General features: G+C 31.2%; 18 protein-coding genes. 4 read left to right on the top strand and 14 right to left on the bottom strand.

Features of this window, described 5'->3' with window-relative positions; genetic code table 11:
• Positions 1 to 32: 32 nt before the first annotated feature.
• Positions 33 to 389: a hypothetical protein gene (locus HUW50_RS20410; RefSeq protein WP_185653171.1), complete on the top strand. Its 357-nt coding sequence runs from the start codon at positions 33 to 35 to the stop codon at positions 387 to 389.
• Between the two features lie 133 nt (positions 390 to 522).
• On the opposite strand, the gene HUW50_RS20405 is transcribed toward HUW50_RS20410, so the two are convergent.
• From HUW50_RS20405 to HUW50_RS20395, 3 genes are all read right to left on the bottom strand, one after another.
• Positions 523 to 1,206: a hypothetical protein gene (locus tag HUW50_RS20405; RefSeq protein WP_185653170.1), complete on the bottom strand. Its 684-nt coding sequence runs from the start codon at positions 1,204 to 1,206 to the stop codon at positions 523 to 525.
• A 186-nt stretch (positions 1,207 to 1,392) separates the two neighbouring features.
• Positions 1,393 to 1,857 (bottom strand): DUF2691 family protein, encoded by a 465-nt coding sequence (locus tag HUW50_RS20400; protein WP_185653169.1) that lies wholly within the window; start codon positions 1,855 to 1,857, stop codon positions 1,393 to 1,395.
• Positions 1,858 to 1,954: 97 nt separating this feature from the next.
• On the bottom strand, positions 1,955 to 2,314 hold the full coding sequence (locus HUW50_RS20395) for an NIPSNAP family protein (RefSeq protein WP_185653168.1): 360 nt from the start codon (positions 2,312 to 2,314) through the stop codon (positions 1,955 to 1,957).
• A gap of 499 nt (positions 2,315 to 2,813) precedes the next feature.
• Between HUW50_RS20395 and HUW50_RS20390 the strand changes: the two genes are divergently transcribed.
• Positions 2,814 to 3,701 (top strand): GIY-YIG nuclease family protein, encoded by an 888-nt coding sequence (locus HUW50_RS20390; protein WP_185653167.1) that lies wholly within the window; start codon positions 2,814 to 2,816, stop codon positions 3,699 to 3,701.
• 153 nt (positions 3,702 to 3,854) lie between these two features.
• Here HUW50_RS20390 and HUW50_RS20385 read toward each other — a convergent pair whose 3' ends face one another.
• From HUW50_RS20385 to HUW50_RS20375, 3 genes are all read right to left on the bottom strand, one after another.
• Positions 3,855 to 4,052 carry a hypothetical protein gene (locus HUW50_RS20385; protein WP_185653166.1) on the bottom strand — a complete coding sequence of 66 codons (198 nt, stop codon included), beginning with the start codon at positions 4,050 to 4,052 and terminating at the stop codon, positions 3,855 to 3,857.
• Positions 4,053 to 4,184: 132 nt separating this feature from the next.
• Positions 4,185 to 4,454 carry a hypothetical protein gene (locus HUW50_RS20380; RefSeq protein ID WP_185653165.1) on the bottom strand — a complete coding sequence of 90 codons (270 nt, stop codon included), beginning with the start codon at positions 4,452 to 4,454 and terminating at the stop codon, positions 4,185 to 4,187.
• A 224-nt stretch (positions 4,455 to 4,678) separates the two neighbouring features.
• Positions 4,679 to 6,541: a hypothetical protein gene (locus HUW50_RS20375; protein WP_185653164.1), complete on the bottom strand. Its 1,863-nt coding sequence runs from the start codon at positions 6,539 to 6,541 to the stop codon at positions 4,679 to 4,681.
• Positions 6,542 to 7,047: 506 nt separating this feature from the next.
• On the opposite strand from HUW50_RS20375, the gene HUW50_RS20370 reads away from it, so the two are divergent.
• On the top strand, positions 7,048 to 9,621 hold the full coding sequence (locus HUW50_RS20370) for a helicase C-terminal domain-containing protein (RefSeq protein WP_185653163.1): 2,574 nt from the start codon (positions 7,048 to 7,050) through the stop codon (positions 9,619 to 9,621).
• Between the two features lie 480 nt (positions 9,622 to 10,101).
• Here the strand turns inward: HUW50_RS20370 and HUW50_RS20365 are convergent, their stop codons facing one another.
• The 3 genes from HUW50_RS20365 to HUW50_RS20355 all read right to left on the bottom strand — a co-directional run bounded on the left by HUW50_RS20365 (position 10,102) and on the right by HUW50_RS20355 (position 13,020).
• Positions 10,102 to 10,503 (bottom strand): hypothetical protein, encoded by a 402-nt coding sequence (locus tag HUW50_RS20365; protein ID WP_185653162.1) that lies wholly within the window; start codon positions 10,501 to 10,503, stop codon positions 10,102 to 10,104.
• A gap of 794 nt (positions 10,504 to 11,297) precedes the next feature.
• On the bottom strand, positions 11,298 to 12,098 hold the full coding sequence (locus HUW50_RS20360) for a hypothetical protein (protein ID WP_185653161.1): 801 nt from the start codon (positions 12,096 to 12,098) through the stop codon (positions 11,298 to 11,300).
• A 97-nt stretch (positions 12,099 to 12,195) separates the two neighbouring features.
• The gene (locus tag HUW50_RS20355; RefSeq protein ID WP_260445551.1) at positions 12,196 to 13,020 is read right to left on the bottom strand and encodes an HNH endonuclease; all 825 of its coding nucleotides are present in this window, start codon (positions 13,018 to 13,020) and stop codon (positions 12,196 to 12,198) included.
• A gap of 313 nt (positions 13,021 to 13,333) precedes the next feature.
• On the opposite strand from HUW50_RS20355, the gene HUW50_RS20350 reads away from it, so the two are divergent.
• The gene (locus HUW50_RS20350) at positions 13,334 to 14,197 is read left to right on the top strand and encodes a hypothetical protein (RefSeq protein WP_185653160.1); all 864 of its coding nucleotides are present in this window, start codon (positions 13,334 to 13,336) and stop codon (positions 14,195 to 14,197) included.
• A gap of 378 nt (positions 14,198 to 14,575) precedes the next feature.
• On the opposite strand, the gene HUW50_RS20345 is transcribed toward HUW50_RS20350, so the two are convergent.
• The 5 genes from HUW50_RS20345 to HUW50_RS20325 all read right to left on the bottom strand — a co-directional run bounded on the left by HUW50_RS20345 (position 14,576) and on the right by HUW50_RS20325 (position 17,737).
• The gene (locus HUW50_RS20345) at positions 14,576 to 15,493 is read right to left on the bottom strand and encodes a tyrosine-type recombinase/integrase (protein WP_185653159.1); all 918 of its coding nucleotides are present in this window, start codon (positions 15,491 to 15,493) and stop codon (positions 14,576 to 14,578) included.
• 184 nt (positions 15,494 to 15,677) lie between these two features.
• The gene (locus HUW50_RS20340) at positions 15,678 to 15,899 is read right to left on the bottom strand and encodes a YneF family protein (protein WP_185653158.1); all 222 of its coding nucleotides are present in this window, start codon (positions 15,897 to 15,899) and stop codon (positions 15,678 to 15,680) included.
• An 85-nt stretch (positions 15,900 to 15,984) separates the two neighbouring features.
• The gene (gene sirA / locus HUW50_RS20335) at positions 15,985 to 16,434 is read right to left on the bottom strand and encodes a sporulation inhibitor of replication protein SirA (RefSeq protein WP_066337493.1); all 450 of its coding nucleotides are present in this window, start codon (positions 16,432 to 16,434) and stop codon (positions 15,985 to 15,987) included.
• A 184-nt stretch (positions 16,435 to 16,618) separates the two neighbouring features.
• Complete coding sequence (locus HUW50_RS20330) at positions 16,619 to 16,849, bottom strand: DUF896 domain-containing protein (protein ID WP_066337495.1); 231 nt, start codon at positions 16,847 to 16,849, stop codon at positions 16,619 to 16,621.
• Positions 16,850 to 17,080: 231 nt separating this feature from the next.
• On the bottom strand, positions 17,081 to 17,737 hold the full coding sequence (locus HUW50_RS20325; RefSeq protein ID WP_066337498.1) for a YneB family resolvase-like protein: 657 nt from the start codon (positions 17,735 to 17,737) through the stop codon (positions 17,081 to 17,083).
• Positions 17,738 to 17,802 lie beyond the last annotated feature (65 nt).

Genomic DNA, 17,802 nt, shown 5'->3' with positions numbered 1-17,802 from the left:
ACTTATATAGATTTTTGTTGGGAGGTAGTTCAGTGAATAAACATTGGAGCAACGAAGAACAAATCCATTTAATTAATGCAATCCCTTCTTATCGTCAAAAATTTCAATATGTGGACCAAAAAGAAGCTAAACGTATTACTCTTGAAATATCTCAATTTCTTTATCAACATAATCCAAAACTTCAAACCAGAATTGTAAACGCAATCTTTGAAAGACTTCCTTATTTAGATAATCTTCTTGCAGGAGTTTTTGAGAAACATAATTATGCTAAGAAGAATCGACATCTTTTTTCAAGTCTACCAAGAGAAAATAAAAGTAAAGAGCAAAATCTCTGTAATACACGTCACCAATATAATGGTGCTGTAAAAGAACACCTGAAGCTCAATTAATTTTTTTTGCTCTCATTGACAATAATGTTAGTATTTAAGAATAAGAAAATAATACCATACCTTTCTATGGTATTATTAAACAAAAGCTACCCGTTACTTTTATACATTTATTAATTAATATAAAACGTATTTTTTATCCGTGCCAAAAACCGGTTCTCTTAAATAATGTTATGAAAGGATAATTGTCTTTTTCACCTGTATAAGGCAAAGTATCAGTATAAATCCACACTGAATCACCTTTATCAATCATAGTTTCTATTTCGTTATCATCAGCGTAAGGGCTTTTATTCCAGTTTTCTAAAAATAGTTCTTCCCAATTATCTTTTATGGGTGCATTCACAGAAAGGTAACTAGCTTGATCAAACAATGTCCCTTCTTCACCGTTATTCATTTCCTTATATTCCTCTATAACATTCCAAATCTCTTCAGCAATTAGATTATCATAAAAATTCTCAGTCCAATTAACTCCCTTTGCATAAACATAATCAGAGCTACCCATATACTCATCAAATATGTATGTCCTCAACGTTTCCTTTAAAAGTTCCATTTCTTCTTGTGAAACACTATCTTGTTGAGGTGTTGAGAGGGAGTTATTACCAATATTCTTTTCTTGTCTTTCTTCAAGTGTAGCTTCAGCGATTTCTTCTACGTTTTCTTTTTCGGAAAGTTCAGTAGTCCTTGCAGAATTTTCATTAATTGAATTTTCATTTATTAGCTCATTGCCCTCGTTAGAGTCAACAGTATGAGAATTAGACGAACACCCAGATAGTGGTACAAAAAATAGAAATAAGATTCCAAATAGATATAGGCGGCTCATTTTATTACCTCCTTATTTATATGTTTAGTTAAAACATTACTATTCTCCTTTTCAAATATTAGCTAAATCTATTATAACTTCTTCAACTCAACTGCTTCGTTACTTGTATAAGAAAAAGCAATCCTCCGTTATTGAAGCATTGCACCCGTAAGTTGAACAGAATGTATTAGTTGTAATCATCTGTTACTATACCGAAAACTTTATTCTTGTGTCATTTTTGTCAGTTATGTATTGGAGATTATCAAAACCTTTCTTCTTTACATTATCATAAAATGCTTCGAGTTTTTCACTGTCCTTACAATAAATTGTGACATAAACAGAGTCAACGACTAATAAAATTAGCTCACAATCGCTATTTAAAAAATCCTTATACGTCTCAATATATGCTGGATTCTTTCCTTTTGAGTAGGCTTTTAAATCCACAAAAATGAGATAATACTTATTATCTTCTAAAAGTTCTTTAAGGAGTAAGCCATCCATCCAGTTAATCTCATCTGTGAAAAGTGGTTTCCTTAATTCATCATCTTCCACTAAATATGATTCCTCACCCCCACTGAGCCAAATGAATTCAGTAATTTCTAAGGGCTGTAATACTTCCCCAAGAAAACTTCCGTATTTATTGGGGATTTCAAAGCTGATTCCTCGTTTCAATTTTATCTCCTGCCTTTATTTAGCCTGTACCGTTAGTTCAAGAGGAAAAAGGCTGCCGCAGCAACCCTACAATTCAACTCAAGACCCGTTAATTCAATTAAGGATTAGTGGATACATTCCTTATTAAAGTTGACTCTAACTGTTCATTTTTCACTTCCAAAATATATTCTTTATACACAAAATCCCTACCGCCATTTTTATCATACCATTTATTTATTCGACTAACGTGTTCACTGTTACCTCTGACTTTCTCTTCAATTTCTTTGTACTTCTCATAACTGTCATACTCCCAAATAGCAAAAATCTCAGTGGTTGTATCATTATTAGGTGTCATCCATCTTCCTATTAATCGTGCACCATTTTTAATTTGATTAGGTAAGTTAGTTTCATTAAAATGAGCATTAAAAATATCAACAAATTCATTTTTCACTATGTAAAACTTCCTTCTATAAAACAAAATCCCCACGCCCTTTTCCTTTATTAAACATATAATTCTATTCTAAATACATTTACTCCTTCTTTAGCTAACCTGCTTACGTTAGTTGAAGAATACAATCCACAGTATCTTAAAAGAGATATTAAATAACACCTATCACCGTTTATTTATTGTTTCCTAAATCGCTCGCTGGAAATGAGGTCTCCTTGTCTAGAAGGGTGTATTACATGTTAGTTTATATCATCAATTCTCTATACTCCTGTAAACTTACCCCCTCCCTCTAACCTAAAGTTTGTTCAGATAATTTCTGTTATCTGAATTTGTATCTCATTCTCTATGACAGCAAAATTTTTTGGTGTATCCATGACATCATCTTGTTTTCTCATACTTTAAAAAGGGAGATACTTATATCTGAATTTTATTAACGTAGACGTATTTAATTCAGTATTAGTTTTCTGAATATTATGTATAAATATACTCTTTATATGTAAACAATTATTAATACAAAAAGGAGCAATGAATGGAACTTCTTACAAGAGACTATAAGCACACATCTGGTATCTATCAAATAAAACAAATTTCGAGTAATAAGGTGTATATTGGTTCAGCACAAGACCTATACAGAAGGTGCAAAGACCACTTTAGAATGCTTAGCAACAACAACCATGATAATCAATATCTTCAAAATTCTTGGAATTGTAATGGCAGTAAAAGCTTCTGCTTTGAAGTATTAGAACTTGTCTCTAATATTAATGAGTTACTTTTACGTGAACAATATTGGTTAGACAAAAAGAAATGTTACTTACGTGACACTGGATACAACATTTCTCCAACTGCTGGAAGTACATTAGGTGTAAGACACTCAAATGACTCCAAGAGTAAAAACAGTTTAGCCAAAAGAGGAGTATATGCTTCAATATCAGAAGAAGCAGCGAGTAATATTAAACAAATGTTAAATGAAGGCAAAGGAATTTTGTACATTTCACAAGCTCTTAGTGTTAACTACGATACAGTTGCGTCAATAAGGAAAGGTAGAACTTTCACATATGTAGAACCTCAAATAGATACTATAAAGCTTAATTTTAAGAATAACCTTGATCCATTTAAAGACGTAATTGAAATAAAGCGATTACTAAATATGGGATATAAAGTGAAAGATTTAGCGGAAAAATTTACCGTTAATTACAGAACAATAAGCAGTATCAAAAATAATATAATTTGGAGAAATGTTGGTGAAGAAATAAAGATTCATCGGAGACGTAAAAGACTAACTAAACAAAATGTGATTTCTATAAAACGATTGATAGAACAAGGGCTTAGTAATAAAGAGATTGCTGAAAAATACAATACTTTGAGAAGTACGATAAGTGACATTAGACGAGGGCACTCATGGAAGCATATTAATTAGGAGTTCAAAATATAACACACTGCAACTAGAAGAGCTAGTTGCAAATCAAAACAAATGCTTAATTATATAGAACTGGCAATGATCTTGCCATATCATTAATTATAAGAAAAAGCGATCAAATTGACCGCTTGATATTTCATCATGTAACTTCTCTTAAAACCTCACCTTAATAGCATCATTTATCATCATTGTTAAATTAGCAAACATATACTTTTCAATTAAATTGCTTTTATTAACAAAATCTACATTTAATGAACCTTGTGAACGAACATCGACAAACACATAATACTCTTTATGATTATTTGTGTTTTTTCTTTTATTAAATTGTACCTTATTTAAACCTAACTTCATTCTTGTTTTCTCTATTCCATAAACCACTTCATATTTAAGTTTAAAGCTTTTACTGTAACTCAATATTAAAATTTTCTTAGCACGAGCCTTTATAGAATTTTCACTATATGATAAAGGTTGAACATTATATAACTAGTAATTACCTTTTTCATTAATCCTATCAATTACTGGTCTGTATGCCAGTTCCTTGCCATTTTCCAAATAAGTCTTTGTATAGTCATACCACATATACATAAATTTTTCATCTTTTTTAAGAGACTCTCTAAACTTCTTAGCACTCTTAAATGAACATTTTACATTTTTATAGTTTCCTGTTTGAGACTTACTTCTCTCTATTGCTTTTTCACAAGATTTATTGAGTAATTTATCTCCTACTAGCTTTACTTCTTTACTGCGTTTCATATTTGAAACATCTCCTTTCATTCAATTGATTTTGAATGAGGAGGGTAATATATTTATTGTTTGGACTCTTCTCGATTAGTAGCTGTTTATGTTATTTTATTTCTCATTACAACCTCTGTTCAGCAACAATTACTAATCCAGAAATCCACTTACTAAAATTCAAGTGGTTGTTAACTTGAATTTTTACGTTTTAATCACTCCTCATTGTATATAAATACCTAGTTTTATTCTTCTTTAATGATTATATATGGGTAACCCTTAGTAGTAATACCCAAACGAGCTTTAGTTTCATTATTAAGCCTTCGTTTCTCTAATGCATATTTTTCAATAATCTCTGGTAATGTTCTTTTCAACATATTATGATGGTAGTTTTGTTTACCAAACTTTTCATCTAATTCATTAACTATCTCTTTTTCTGTTATCCAATACTTTTCTTCTATTAATGACATTATGATTTTTTCTGTATCGATTGCATTATTCATACTTGTCTCTGACAAATGTTTACCTTTTGCTTGTGGATAAACACGATCAGCTTCTGCTTCACCTAATACCCTATATATCATCTCCCTTCCAAAGCCTTTTACACTGAAGCCATGTTGTTTATACTCCCTCGCCTTCTGAGAAGCAAAATTGATTAGTGTTTCATCATAGATTGGGATTGAAAAGTAATTAATTATTCTTGGTTGACCTTTGCTTTTTGCATAGTCAATTGACTTCTGCAGCATATCCTTTGGTATTTCCTTTTTTGGCAATTTTCGAATCAATCCTAAGTAAGCCAATATATTTACTTGTTGTGTAACTGTCTTAATATCTTTTTTTAACTCTGCTGCCAAATGGCTGTTACTAGCAAAGAATACAGGGTTACCATCACAATCCGTATATTTTTTTGTTAAGGTGTTTTTAGAACAGATACTATGAAAAACCAAAAGGGTTTGAAGGTATCTTCTAACAAATTGATTTAGTTTTTTATGCTCTTTCTCTAAGTCATTTGAAGATAACAACTTCTCATTATTTCCTAAATAGGATATTCTCTGTTTCTTCCATTCCCTATCTTTATAATCAACTTTGTAAACAGCCCTTAAAAAATTCAGTGATGATCGTTTATCCATTCCAGTTAATTCTTCAACAACTTGGATTATGTTATAGCTGACATCACAAGAAGTGCTTAAACAATTATAGATATGATGTCCATTCCGATCATTTCTTAAGATTCCCGCACTTGGATTCTTATCATTATGAAATATACATTTAAAGTTGTTTCTACTTAAACTAAGAAATTCATACAAATCTTGTTTTTTTAGATGATCATAAACCTCGTCATGTGTCTCAAATTCAATAGGTACTGGATTCAATAAATCCTTTAACGCTTCAATATCTTTGTTAATTATTAGATTTATGTTATCTGCATTAGCACCGAAGGTGGTTTTTGTCCCCTTAATAAATATTGTACATTTCTTATCAGTGGGACTTTTTTCTCGTCCTGCTAACTCTGGTAATGCATCTATTACGTCTTGAATTTTGTATCTTGTACCTTCTGATTCAAGTATCTTAATCTCGAATGGATTTTCAGAGTCTTTCATCCATAAATAACTTGGCACACGTAATAGATTATTTGACTTGCAGACTATTTTATCAGCATCAAAGTAATCAATTAATCTCTTTTCGCACTCATTAAACTGTTCAAAGTTCACACCATCTTCTAGCAACCAGTATGCGTGTAAACCATTTCTTGTTTCGATAATATAACTTGGTTGATAATCAAAGTCATGTAGTTCATACCGTTTAAATTCCTTGTATTGACCTACGAAATCTATATGATGATAGTTACCTTCAATGTCTCTTCCACAATCTAAGTCAACAAATAAAGAATTGTATTTTGTGATTTCTCTACTAGTATATCCTCCCTCGTTAACTAAAAAATAGACCTCGTATCCCTCGTTGTTAAAACTCTTCAATTTTTCATGGACATTAAAACTATAATATCCTTTTATATCTTTAACTCTTTTTTCCTTTATACACCTAAATTTACTTTCTGTTTTACCATGTAGATCGTTAAGAAAGTCCTTTACATCAATTATATCTTTCAAAAATCCCAACTCCTTTTTCTCCTATCCTTCCACCTCCATGTTTTAAGCGTGTACGTTCCCAATTCAAAAAAGCTAAATGTCTAGATTCGCCACATTGACTAGTGGTTTGACAATTAGCTTTAATAAGCTCTAATGTTTTTGTTTGTTTTTGTCCCGCTCTATAACTACTTTAATAGCTTTTGTTTTTTTTGTCCAATCAAATTTGACCTGTGTTTTTTATATACTTGAAGGTTTTAGTAACAAAACAAATAAGAAACTATAAAATAAAAATATTTTTTCCAAATCAAAAGTATTGATAAAATCTTCATTTTATTTACAGTTTTATCCTTTCGCTCGCAAATTCTATTACAGACTCTAAGTCTAGGAGTATATAAATGCCAGCTCAAGAATGTACCACTCTAGATATTAGAACAACAATAAAATTCAGTATAATAGTCTTATTATTTTCCAATGTCGTCAAATAAACTGGTATAATTATCCTTATTAAATGAAAGGAGTTATTAATTATGAGTTTTTTTATACCCGATGAAGAAAGTAGTAATTACACAAGTACGATTGATTTATTTAACAAGGTTGTAAAATTAGATAGACTATCACATCAACAAGGTGAATCTCTCAAAGAGTATGAAGATGAGAGGACAAACAAAACCGACTTTGCAATTGAGATGCCAGCTGGACATGGAAAAACATTAGTTGGTGGACTAATTGGAGAATACAATAGAATAAATAAGGATTGGAGAGTTGTTTACACTTGTGCAACTAGACAATTAGCCGCACAGACAAATAAATTGCTTCAGTCATATGGAATTGAATCAGTTCTTTTAACTGGAAAATCCAGCGAATTTTCCTCTGGAGATTTAGGTAAATATCAAAGATCGGATGCAATATGTGTAACTACTTACAGTCACATTTTTAATATTAGACCTAAGTTTGATGATGCTAACCTAATTATTTTTGATGATGCCCATGCAACTGAATATGCTATTGATGATTTTTGGTCTATAAAAATCAATAGAATAAATGATGAAAATATATTCAATTCATTAATAGCAACACTAGGAGATAGTATTGCTCCTCATATTAAAGATAAGATTGTTCATGGAACATATGACCCGTTACACGATGGGATTGATATAATATCTTTCCCTCAATGGCATAAAAAGCTAAATGACATTAGAAGCCTTCTTGATTCAAAAACTGACGATACACCTCACTACTATTCATGGAGTTTACTTAGAACACACTTACAATCATGCCAGATATTTGTGTCACATTCTAACATTGTACTTAAACCAATTATCCCACCAAATAAAAAACACCCAGCCTTTATTAACGCTGATGAGAGGATTTATATGTCTGCTACACTTGGTGATTCTGGTGAATTGGAAAGAATGATTGGTGTACAAGATATACACTACATAAGAAAGTTTCCTCGAACTTCAAATAAAGTTTCTGGAAGAAGATTGATTCTTTTCCCAGAGGACCATTTTGAGGGAGATGAACTTAGAACAATCATTAAAGAAACAATTGAAGCAACTCCTAGAAGCTTAGTTTTAACTCCATCTTATCACGACCTTAAAAAAGTAAAGGATGAACTTGGCGAGTTAGTTCCAACATCAAAATTACTAGATAATAGTGATATTGAAGATAATCTAAGTAATTTTACGTCCTCTGACAATTCAATTCTTACTTTAGCTGGTCGATATGAAGGTATCGATTTAAGGGATGATGACTGTAGACTACAAATTATGCATGAACTACCTGTTGCAATCAGCTTTGAAGAAAAGTTTTTACAAGATCGACTGAATGCAACCGAGTTGTTAAAAAGCAAATTAGTTACTAGGATTGTACAGGGTCTAGGAAGATGCACTAGAAGCAATTCTGATTTTGCAGTTGTTCTATTTACAGGGAGATATGTTGGCGATTACCTTTTTAAAGATGAATTCAGAAAATTGTTACCTGCTGAAATTGATGCTGAAGTAAACTTTGGCTTTCAACAAATAGATCATATTAAGGACAAAAAATCATGGCATGATTCACTGAGTAATTTCCTTAAGCAAACTGAAGATTGGAAGCGTGTAGAAACATATTTAGAGAAACAAATAAACAAACTTAGTAAAGAAAAAGAGGAGTTTACGAAAACAGTTGCTTCAACAAAGCTATATAACTCAACTAAAAATGAAATAGATTATCTTTACTATCTTTGGGAAGAAGATTATGAGAATGCACATAAGTCTGCAGACAAAGTTATAAATGAGTTTGCTAGAACACCAGAATTAAAGGGTTATAGAGCTTGGTGGAATTATTTAATTGCAACTGTTGCTACGTTACAAAATAACAGTGATAAAGTTAATAAATTTCTATTAAAGAGCTTAAACGCTTCAAATAATAAGCTATGGTTAGATAAAAGAGAAATAACTTTAAGTGATGAAGAAAACCAAACTGTTTTCAGTGATGAACTTGAAATGCAGGTTGAAAGAATAGCTAGCTATCTTAAATCGTTTGGTGATCGTGACAACAAGTTCGATAACGATTGGAGTAAGTTGAAAGAAGGTTTAAATAAAAAAGAATCAAATCTATTTGAACCAGCTCTTAAATCATTAGGAACATCTCTTGGTTTTTATTCAGAAAAACCAGAGGGTCATGGAGTTCCAGATGGTATTTGGAATTTATCAAATAAATGGTTATCAATTGAAGCCAAAACAAACATTGAAAATATTGATGGCTATATCCCACTAGATGATATTAGGCAAACCTTTGTTCATAAAAACTGGGTGAGAAGTAATTTTTCACTTCCAGAGTATAGTGATATCACTTTATTAATGGTCTGTCCTAAAAGTAAAATACAACAAGAATCTCAGTACGCTTCCGAAGGAATTCATTTGGTTAATCCAAACTCTTTTTTAGAAATTGCAGATACTTTAGAGTTTATTTTAAGAGAAGGCTTGCAAATATTAAAATATGGAGATTCTAGTACATTAAGTGCTTATTTAGCTAATAAATTAATTGAGTATAATCTGACAATGGATAAATTAATTATTAGCTTAACACAAGTAAAATTATATGATTTAGTTAGATAAGATTTTTATTTACTTATCCAAAAATAGTAAGATTTGCTATTTTTATAAAGACAACGTCATCCAAAACAACCCATCATTAAACAAGTCAACATCAAATATTGGATATGTTCCTTATTTTCAGCTTATTTCCCTGACTTGTAAAATAATGTCTTTTAGTTTATTATTATTACAAGCTATGGGATTAACCATAACTTGGTGACACAATCGTATAGACCGTATAAGGCGGTCAACCACTTGCACATGGTGGCACTTTAATAAAGTAACCTACACAGGCTTGGGATGGCAGGGGTAGGTTACTTTTTTATTTTTTCGATTAGTAAAAAGAACGCGACTTGTCATAGACTCACTATACTGTATAACTTCAATGGAGAGTACTTTCATACCATTTAATTTAATATAATACGATACAAGACACCCTCAGACAACTCAGTTCCTCTTGTACACACTTAAAGCCCAAAATTTGTGTAACAATAAATACAATTAATTGTAATTCCCCTCTAAAACTTCTGCTGTTAATCTTTTTGCTTCTTTTATTAGTGGCTTAATGATTCCTAAATTTCGATTACCTATTAACGTTGCAATAACATCTTGTACCGATTGTACCGTTACAGGTGAAAAAGCACTTTCGTTTCTATCTTCAAATAAGATACCTAGAAATCTTACTTCACCATCTCGTTTGATTGTTCTAATTGTGCCATAGTTAAAAGCCCCACCATTAATCAACTTCTTTAAAGCTTTGTTTGCTTCATTCCAGTCTGTAAATACTTTATCTAGTCTGCCAATTTCTGTCCCACTATTTCGCCTACAGAATAAAACAACTTCATGCAATTCAATCACATCATTACAAGTTGGTTCTGAAAAATACGCTTTCCCCATCTCCATAATAAACCTCCTTATCTATCATTTTATTTTCCAATCCCTTATAGTTTTAACTAACACACCAAGAGCAAGCTTATCGTATCAATTTCAGAACAACTTGTTGTTTCATCATTGGTAATGATTTTGCTCGTCCTACCCAAACCAAGACTTTAATCGTATCCATATTCACATCTCTGTTTTGACATTGGTTACTATTGAATACAGATCAAATGTTTTTAATATTACATTGTTATAATGGTTTATTATGCATAATTATGAACAAACATTCATATATTAGTTTTATAATTTAATAAGGACGGTGATGGATGTGTTTCATGTTGAGGTAAAGCTCTCATATGAAGAGCTGCTTACTCTTATCATCTTAGTAAATTTCCTCTTTTAATTAAGAGGGTGGCGACACTTTTAGTGTTGTCACTAAGATCAATAAAAGTAAACTTAACATATTCACATCCTTTTTTATCCATTAAGAACCATTCAATACCCTTTATGTAATCCAATTAACACGTTTTACCTTTTTCTTTTTGAATGATTCTCTTTGGATGGTTAATGTTACTTTAACTGATTAAATTTAAGTAATGGCTCAATATTATAATGATCAGCAAACTTCACCCACTCACTCTCATTTTCTTCAGATACGTTTCTTAGATATTTGAATACTAAGTGATTTATAATTACAAAGACACTCACAATTGAATGTAAGTGTCCCTCTACATTTTTCATCAATACACTATTATCAGCACCTTTATATTGAAATGCTCTGCTGTTCTTACTAAATATCTGCTTTTAATTATTTTGTATTAATGAATATCGTTATTAACTAAATCCTCAAAAAAAGCATTTAACGATTCTTTACGTTCTATAACAAATGTTTCTAGATAGTCACTAGTTATAACGTGCACTACTTTGTTGGAACTTGTTCCATCAGAGTAATTTGGTGATAGATAATTGAATTGTGTTTGTATATAATTTACTTCTTCTAATACCTGTTCACCATCCTCCTTTAGATAAGTTTCAAATAACTTACCTTTTATAACTACCACTGGTTCAAAAAAATGTATCAGTCTATCTACACTGTTATTATCCTTTGCAGAACTATTCTCCATAAAATGATATGTTGCTTTAATAACACCAGAAAGCGCTTTGTAAATATCATCTCTCCCGCCATTTTTAGTAAACCCTTGATAAAAATTCCTGCCGATCCTAGTGTTTACTTTTTCTGTATTTTTTCTAAGTAATCTATTTATAACATGTGGTTTGTTAGCAAAACCCGACATCACATAATCTTTTGGTAGGTATTTCTCTATTGGTCCATGAACTTCGGATGTGAAAAATATCCAAGGTTTGTCTTCTGTTTTTTTTATTTCAACTATTAAAGAGAATAATATCTCTAAATAAATTTCTTTATAAACCTCTTTATTCTTATGAATAGAAGAAATAATATCGATTTCCCTGCCTTTATTTTCATCCATATCAATATAATATGAACTATTTGAAACACGCCACCCATTGCTTCTTAATTTTTGAGAGATTTCCATCTCTAATGGAAACCCTGTCTTTAAGATATCTTCTAATAATTTTACTTTCAGTTCTTCACTCACAAGTACCTCTCCTTATAATAAAAATCTCGTTATTTATAAACAGCACTTTCTAAAAAGTTTTTAGTATAATTCTCTCAATATATCTTTACCCTTCTACTTATTTTTTTATATGGTCAATTATCTTCTTCTTTAAATTCTTTACATCTTCATTATTATCTACTATATGCATTTTTTTGTGACAATTAGGACAAAGAGCAATAGTGTTATAGATACTATCCATTCCACTTCTAGCTAACCAATCTACATGATGTGTTTCTAGGAATGGTTCTCCCTTTTTATTTTTAAACGGAGCAGGCTTTTCGCATAACTGACAAATACCATTTGCCCATCTCTTAGCATATTCAGTAATAAGCTGGTTGCGCTCGTATGTAGTGGTAGTTACAGTTCTTGTAGATGTCTTACCATCTATTAATTCAGCTTTTTTTGCAATCTCTTCATCACTTAATCTAGAAGCTATTTTTCCTTGGATTTCCTCTTTAGCTTCAATAAGCTCCTTATCAACCACAAATTTTTTAGAATCCATTAGTTTTAATGGAAACACCCAAACATTTCTTATAATGTTATCTTCATCAAACTGCTTTTCTTGATATGGTACAGACGTTAAATAAACTTGTCCAAGAAATATATATTCTTTTGGTTTAAAGACTTCAAACAAGTACACTTCGACTTTGTTCTCATTAGATTCAGCAAGAGTTTTATTCTGTGCAAAGTTAAGGTCTTGGTCACCCTTTTTCCCCATGCCAGTGTAATGAAATTTCGCACCTATCCATTTGTCTTCATATAAAGATTTAGTATGGTCCGAGATTATAACCAGTGAATTGGTTCTATGTGATCTTCTCATTCCACCTTGTGGTGCACATTTAAAATTTGCAACTATTTCATCGTTGTTTAAGACTTGCCCTATTTGTATGCTTAAATCCATGATTCATTACCCCCATTAGTCATAATGAAATTATAATACAAATTAAACCTTAGTGCATGATGAGGTAATAAATTACTTATCGTTTTACTGAACTACCGATGAGGACAAGCCCTAATTAACGTGTCTGAAAGATTAGTGTTCATCGATAATGTTTGTTAAAATAAAATTAGGAGAGTATCGATGGTTTATTAAAAAAGTGGGTACGACCAATATAGTTTTACTTATAAAAGAGTTACCACATTAACTTGGTAACTCTTTTAATTCAATTTATAAATTTAGTATTATTATTGGGCTTTTTGAGAGGAGAATTAATATGACAAAGGATAAAAAAGAAGTGGATAAAAAAATAGTAACAGAAGATATAGAAAATATTTCCGCTCCCTACGTTGTATCTAACCCCCTAGTTGGTTTTGAATCATCTTCAAGATTTTCTGAAAAAATAGCTTCTATTAGTAATTTCATAGGGCAGCTTGGAAAAGCTGCTTACAAATTTAGTAAAGCACTCTCTAAAGCTCTAGCACCACTCTTTGAGATAGATTGGGAGAGTGTTGGTAGAGAATGGGTTGAAATGGCTGAAGCGATGGCACAAAAAGGCTGGACAATTCCAACAAACATTGGAATTAATGAGCTTTTAGACGTAATTGAATTAGATAGTCAACTTGAAGTGGATAACTATTATAAAGAATTTTATTCTGATGAAAAAAATTACTTGCTGTTGAAAGATAATATTATCAACCATCAACTTCTCTCTGAGTGGCAGGTAATTCTTGAACAATGTTTTGAAAATTTCGAAAAAGGAAATCATGTCATCATCATACCTAGCTTATTTACTGTACTTGAAGGACTTTCTCATAAGCTTATTTATCCAAAATTTAAACCTCATGAAACAAAGAAAAGGAAAAGTCTGCCCAAACAATTTGAAACTGTTCGAGCAGAACTAACTGAAAGTAATATTGATTTAGCTTTTTACGCTTCTGCTCAAGTATTCATTACACAGGCATTTCGCTTTGCTGCTTTTGAAGAGGATGGGCGTGAAAGACCATTTCTAATTAATCGAAACTGGGTTTTGCATGGCAGAGATATCCCATCGCAGTGGAAAGACATAGATGCCCTAAGATTATTCAATGCTCTTGATACTCTTACGATACTAGAATTTCTTTTAGAAGAAACTACATAAAGTTATGTCAACCGTAGAAAGAGGAACAAAGAGCTCAAATTGAACTGATTTGTTCCTTTTTTATTTTACATTTCTTTAGTTATATTATCCATACCATTAATCTTAATTTCAATATAGCCTTATACTCTAAGCATATTTCAAAGAATTTTTGTGCTATAAATCCCAGACTCTCCAACCTTGCCTTCTTAAATAGATATATTTTCATCGATAAGCTTTTTGTTCTAATAAAGAATTTTACGCTATTCAGTTACATGCATTTTCTAGTTTATATTTGCGTACAATAGCAATATTATACTCCCCACATGTAACTTTGATTTCTACAAAGACCCCGTATATCAAAGCAAGATACAAATCTTACTTCAAGGGGTCTAGACATTGTCAATTTTTAGCCCTCCCTATGTTCATAAGCGGGCTAGATGGCATAGCTTTCTCTATTAGTTCGAAATCCTCTAATGACTGTAAATATCTTTGCGTTGTAGATATTTCCGAGTGTCCAAGCAATTTAGATAATGTGTAAATGTCTATTCCATTTAAAATACATTGAACAGAAAAGAAGTGCCTAAAAGTATGTGGTGATACTCTTTTATCTTCTATTCCTACTCTTATACCTGCTTCTTTTATCACTTTATCTAAACCGACATGGGATATCTGATCGCCTTTGTAAGATAGAAAATAACTCTTTGAATAGGAATGTTTATCTTTGAAGTATTCCTTTTTTATTCTCTCGTACCTAATAAGAATTTTCTTCAAAGCTGGACTAATAAAAATATATCTTTCTTTATTCCCCTTACCATTAACAAGAATAGTAGTCTCTTTTAAATTCTTTGTCTCTAGCCCCCTTATCTCCATTGCCCGAAGACCGCAATCACTCAACATTGCTATGATAGCCTTATTACGTGCTTCAAAATAATTCTTATAAGTAAATGCATCTATCATTGCTTGTACTTCTGATTCAGTAAAACCCTTTAATATCTTTTTTGGTACTTTTGGAGTCTCAACATTTTTTGAAATATTTTCTTTCAAGTACCCTTCTTTTACACACCAATTAAAAAATGCCTTTATCATTTTAAACATTGAAACAATCGACTGTGGTTGAAGACCATCCTTTTGTTTTAATCTGACATATGATTTTAAATCATGAGCAGTGATGTTCTCTAATTCATTTATACCTCTCTTCTCCAGTAAGAATAATCTGAGTTGCTTGTACTCCTGTCTTTTATTTTTCATGGTTTTAGCTGTAAAACCTTTTGCTTGGCAATGATATAGATATTCTTCTAATACGTCTTCAAATAACACAAAAAACCACCTCTTCTTTGGTTAAGTTTCCAACAGAATAAGTGGTTTCGGATTAGTTTGATGAAGGTTAAATCAAAACAAAGAAAAGTTTTATGATGAAAGATTCACCTTTTAGAATATGTATAGATAATCAATGTCTAACAGGATATGATCAATGAATCTAAAACCCATTATTTAATGGGTTTTACTTGTCCATTTGGCCATTCATCGCTTTCAACATTTGATTGATTTTCTTTTGGGAAGGTTTCATACCCATTTGCATCATCATCATTTTTAACATTTGTTCATTGATTGGTGGATTTTTCTTTAGGTAAGTCATCATGTATTTACGCGCAATGAAAAATCCTAGTGCAACTCCAGCAAGTAGTGCTAGAATGCCTACTAGAATAACAACCCATAATTCCATTATTTTTCCTCCTTCGTGTTGTCTATCTTACAGTGTACTAAACCCTACGATATTATACAACATTTGTACTATAATTTCTTCACTTTTAACCAAAATTTCTTTCTTTTATCGGATTTAACCAACCATATCTTTCACCTTGTAAATCCATCGCTAAAAAACAAGGATCAAATTTCCTTAGAACTTCAAAGAAAATCGTTTCTGCCTCATAGCTTCCATCAGAGGAAAGCTCTAAATGACGGTCTTTTACGATTAATGTAGCATTCCCTCGATTAGCCTTAAGTTCGATCTTATGTATATGGTGAATATTTTGATAATCAGGACGATTTGCTAAGTGAGTACCAAGTAGTTGATGTATAAATAATGAAGGAATGGGCTTAGTAATATAATTAATTTGTCTTTCAAGTGTAGCCACATGATTTGAGCGAACTGTTGTCCAGTGAAAATCCTGAAACAGGTGATAAATTTTTGACTCCCGACCAAAGTAGTGACTAGCAAATTCTTCTTCTATTAAATAAATATAATAGTGTCTCACCATTTCACTCCTCCTCTATCATCTATTTCTATTATTATAAAAGATCATCAAAGCAAGAATTGTCTTAAGACGGAGAAAGAAGCCACTATTTTTGTCGAAGAGCTTAACATTTTTTATTTATATTTGAAAAGAAAAAAATGTGAAATATTTTAAATAAAAAAAGAATAAATCATTAAGATCTATTCTTCTAATGAAGATTAAACTTCTTCTCATCTTTTAATTTTTGTGGTGTTACATCATTTCCATTTGGATCAACAACTGTTACACCTTTTAAAGTATTTTTCATTGACGAGCGAAAAGCTTGTAAATATTGTTGACGTAGAGATTGCTGTTCTTCTTGTTCTTTTACTGATAAGCCTTCTGATTTTGATTTTTTTGATAATGCATTTATTCGATCAATTTTATCTTTAGGTAACATATTATTTCATTCTCCTTAGGCTTTTATGTATATTAGTCAACCAACTCGATCTTCCTAGGTAAATCATCCACAAATAGTCCAATGTTAATTTTACAATCCAAATCAACTAGTGGTTTTACATTAACAATGTAAAATCGTGATTAACTTACATGTCATATTACTAAAAGAAGACAGAATTGACAACTCCTATGCAACCTAAAGCAGAAAAATCATATAATTAATTACTATTTGCTAGTTATGATCGATCGTTTCACTATCAATATATTCTTTATATCTTCTATGAACAGTAGCTTTACTAACATCATAACCTACACCTCTTAGTGTAGCTGCAATCTCATGAAAAGTGAGTTTCTTACTACGTAATTTAATTATTTCCTCAATTGGTACATCAATTTTTTCACGACCTCCACCCTTATCTATATTAGATAAATTATCTTGTGGTCTATATCCTTTTGCGATTGCTCGATTCATTCCTCTTTTAATCTTATAATTTACGAGTTTTCGTTGAAATTCTTCAACCGCTGCAAGTATATTTAATACCATGATATCACTTTCAGATAATTCCGGCTCCCCTTGTTCATTAAGAGTAAATACCTTTGCATTTAATTTTCTTATTTCATGTAAAATAGCAATTTTAGCATGTCCGCGTCCTAAGCGGGTATCATCCTGTACAAGAAGCAAGCCCGCTTGTTTATCTTTTATAAGAGCAAGTGCCTCTATTATTCCATCTCGATCGATGTCATATCCGCTATGCCGTTCTTCAATTATCTTTACTACATCTATGTTATGTATTTCAGCAAGCTTTACTAATTCCTCTTTTTGCCTCTCAATTGAGGTATCTTGAGTCTCTTTATTTGTACTAACTCTACAATAAATGATGGCCTTCATTTCGGATCACCCTAGCTAATAAAATTGTATCATTTCTATGTATAAGAAAAATCCAGTAACTAGAT

The organism is Metabacillus sp. KUDC1714 (assembly GCF_014217835.1).
GTDB lineage: Bacteria > Bacillota > Bacilli > Bacillales > Bacillaceae > Metabacillus > Metabacillus rhizosphaerae.
This window is presented reverse-complemented; position numbering and strand designations above follow the sequence as displayed.

Bases quoted from the DNA above. Each gene is read 5' to 3' on its own strand.
- HUW50_RS20405 (WP_185653170.1), bottom strand. From the start codon at position 1,206: ATGAGCCGCCTATATCTATTTGGAATCTTATTTCTATTTTTTGTACCA.
- HUW50_RS20390 (WP_185653167.1), top strand. From the start codon at position 2,814: ATGGAACTTCTTACAAGAGACTATAAGCACACATCTGGTATCTATCAA.
- HUW50_RS20385 (WP_185653166.1), bottom strand. From the start codon at position 4,052: ATGAAGTTAGGTTTAAATAAGGTACAATTTAATAAAAGAAAAAACACA.
- HUW50_RS20380 (WP_185653165.1), bottom strand. From the start codon at position 4,454: ATGAAACGCAGTAAAGAAGTAAAGCTAGTAGGAGATAAATTACTCAAT.
- HUW50_RS20370 (WP_185653163.1), top strand. From the start codon at position 7,048: ATGAGTTTTTTTATACCCGATGAAGAAAGTAGTAATTACACAAGTACG.
- HUW50_RS20365 (WP_185653162.1), bottom strand. From the start codon at position 10,503: ATGGAGATGGGGAAAGCGTATTTTTCAGAACCAACTTGTAATGATGTG.
- HUW50_RS20355 (WP_260445551.1), bottom strand. From the start codon at position 13,020: ATGGATTTAAGCATACAAATAGGGCAAGTCTTAAACAACGATGAAATA.
- HUW50_RS20350 (WP_185653160.1), top strand. From the start codon at position 13,334: ATGACAAAGGATAAAAAAGAAGTGGATAAAAAAATAGTAACAGAAGAT.
- HUW50_RS20340 (WP_185653158.1), bottom strand. From the start codon at position 15,899: ATGGAATTATGGGTTGTTATTCTAGTAGGCATTCTAGCACTACTTGCT.
- sirA (WP_066337493.1), bottom strand. From the start codon at position 16,434: ATGGTGAGACACTATTATATTTATTTAATAGAAGAAGAATTTGCTAGT.
- HUW50_RS20330 (WP_066337495.1), bottom strand. From the start codon at position 16,849: ATGTTACCTAAAGATAAAATTGATCGAATAAATGCATTATCAAAAAAA.
- HUW50_RS20325 (WP_066337498.1), bottom strand. From the start codon at position 17,737: ATGAAGGCCATCATTTATTGTAGAGTTAGTACAAATAAAGAGACTCAA.